We start from the raw sequence: 2,224 nt of genomic DNA on the forward strand, positions 1-2,224 counted from the left end.
CACTATGGAAAAAATGGTCAGGCTATCATCGGCGAAGTTTGGTTGAAACTAAGATGCATTGCATCAAGTTATTAGGCGATAAACTCAGTGCTAGGAATTTTGACAGCCAAGTGAATGAGATCCATGCACGCGTAGCCGTATTAAATAAATTTACAGAATTAGGCAGACCTCATACCCAAGTTGTAACCTAAATTTTAGCAACTTAGGAAAACTCTGCCGTCAAAGGCTTTATGCAACAAAGCCATAGACACTTATAAACAATTATTATTTAATACGCCCGCAACATTGCCACTTATACTTTTAATAATTTTATCGGGGAAATAATGCGTAATTTTTTAGTAACAGCTTTCACTTTATTGGTAGGGTCATCAGTTTATGCTGCTCAAGAGCCTAAAACTTATATACAGCGAACAACTTGCGAGAGAACAGTACAACTACATGGTTTTTTAAGCCGTGCTCAACTTGATTGTAATTATCACTATACTTCACAAGAATTAGTTCATGAATCTGACAAATGTACCAAACATGAACTAGGTGAAAAGTATGGTAAAGAAGTTATGAGATTAGGTATGGACCAATTTGAAGCACGCAAACGTGAAGATATGAAAGGCCAATTATGTAGCACGGTTTTAAAAGAGTTTCCAAACTATATTAGAAAATAAAATGGAATCTTAAAAAGCCTCTGTAGGAAAGCCGATAAAATGGATTTTATGATTCATTTTATCGGTGTATCACAGTATATAACTATCAATTAAATCAGAAAATAATTATTAAGAATCTAATCAATATAAAATTAGCTAATTGGGGATCTATTACTGTTCATATTTTAGTTATTGGAATTAGTTGGAGATGAAAGGTGTTCTTTTAACTCTAATTTAAAATTTTCCCATAGTGTTTCAGGCTCTAATTCTGAAAAGCCTTCTAATGCCATATCTAGTTGAGTCTCATATGAGTAAATTAAAAACCGTAATTCTTCTTTTTCTAAGTAAGGATGTATGGAAACAATATTTTGAAAAAAAGAATATATCTGGTCTTTATGATTCACAATATTTATATACTTAAAAATAAAATTTTCTAAAACTTTCCTTGTTATTTCATCTACCGAAGTTTCACTAAATTCACTTTTTTCTGTGAGTCTGAAATATTGTAATATTTGCTCAGTGTTTGATAAAAAACAGATGTCTAAAGCTAGCTCATTTATTGGATCATTCTCTAGTGCATGCACGGCCCAGTTCTGAATCTCTTCAGGCGTGATTAATTTTAGATCTAGCTCCATTTTTAATTGAAATTTATAACTATTAGACATTTATTTAACCTAAATTTATTAGATGATATTTAGAGAAGGTAAGAGCAGCATCTTTCAATGTGTGGTCATATTTAAAAAACTAGATAAAACCTTCACTCCATTTTTTGTCTAATTCTTTTAAATCATTATATGCTTTTTCAAATTCGCTCAACGAAAAACTTAATTGAGGAACAGAAGTCGAGGTTTTCCAGACTACGGATGTCACAACATCGTGAATATGGTTAAATGCGTAACCAAAACGAGCCCATACGACTTGATCTGCTGAAACAATTTGTTCAACCATAATTACGCTACATGTTAGATCTAAATCATCAGGGCAAATTAAGATTGGAACCACTGTTGAAATAGCTAAATTTTCATAAGCTTCTGGTTTAAGAAGTTTCCATGCGTTACTTAATGCTAACTCACTATCATGATCATATAACCAACCTTGCGCTGGAACTAAATCATTCATTTCGTCAATAACGCGCGCATTTTGATGCATCCATATATTTAATGGAATATTATCAATTGCAAGAATAGGAAATGGTTTTAAATTGCCATTTGCATCTTTAATGCAACCCTCAATTGGGTGTTCACGTAAAAGAGTAGCTGAGATAGTATTCATATTTATAAGTTAATGTGCGTTAAGCAAATATAATATATTCTATTCAATAGATTAATGAATCTAATCTAATGAAAAACAAAAAATTATTTATCCATTTTCTAGCCAATATCACATTGACACCCAAAATCTCTACGATTATCCTTTGCCTGCTGGCCTACATTGCCAGTCGACTTTGACAGGTCGCCATCATCTAGAACATCAAAAAAGTAATTTTTTGGTGTTGAACTCGTTCGTCCCCCTTCGTAGCGGTAGGACGGAGGAGGGACGCCTTCGGGCGTGCCAGTTCCTAGATGACTGGTCTGTCAACCCGC

General features: G+C 33.3%; 3 protein-coding genes and 1 pseudogene. 2 read left to right on the forward strand and 2 right to left on the reverse strand.

Annotation, left to right across the window (positions count from 1 at the left end; genetic code table 11):
• Window positions 1–191: pseudogene (locus tag J576_RS19225) on the forward strand (IS5/IS1182 family transposase); the annotation flags it as partial.
• Between the two features lie 132 nt (window positions 192–323).
• Window positions 324–662, forward strand: coding sequence for a hypothetical protein (locus tag J576_RS19230; protein WP_002048670.1), 339 nt, complete (start codon window positions 324–326; stop codon window positions 660–662).
• Between the two features lie 164 nt (window positions 663–826).
• On the opposite strand, the gene J576_RS19235 is transcribed toward J576_RS19230, so the two are convergent.
• Together J576_RS19235 and J576_RS19240 are read right to left on the reverse strand one after the other, a co-directional pair.
• On the reverse strand, window positions 827–1,306 hold the full coding sequence (locus tag J576_RS19235) for a hypothetical protein (protein ID WP_002048662.1): 480 nt from the start codon (window positions 1,304–1,306) through the stop codon (window positions 827–829).
• Between the two features lie 79 nt (window positions 1,307–1,385).
• Entirely contained in the window at window positions 1,386–1,913 is a 528-nt protein-coding gene (locus J576_RS19240) for a hypothetical protein (protein WP_002048657.1), read from the reverse strand.
• Between the last annotated feature and the right edge of the window lie 311 nt (window positions 1,914–2,224).

The sequence above is a fragment of the Acinetobacter sp. 766875 genome (assembly GCF_000582055.1).
Taxonomy (GTDB): Bacteria; Pseudomonadota; Gammaproteobacteria; order Pseudomonadales; family Moraxellaceae; genus Acinetobacter; species Acinetobacter nosocomialis.

Bases quoted from the DNA above. Each gene is read 5' to 3' on its own strand.
- J576_RS19230 (WP_002048670.1), top strand. From the start codon at position 324: ATGCGTAATTTTTTAGTAACAGCTTTCACTTTATTGGTAGGGTCATCA.
- J576_RS19235 (WP_002048662.1), bottom strand. From the start codon at position 1,306: ATGTCTAATAGTTATAAATTTCAATTAAAAATGGAGCTAGATCTAAAA.
- J576_RS19240 (WP_002048657.1), bottom strand. From the start codon at position 1,913: ATGAATACTATCTCAGCTACTCTTTTACGTGAACACCCAATTGAGGGT.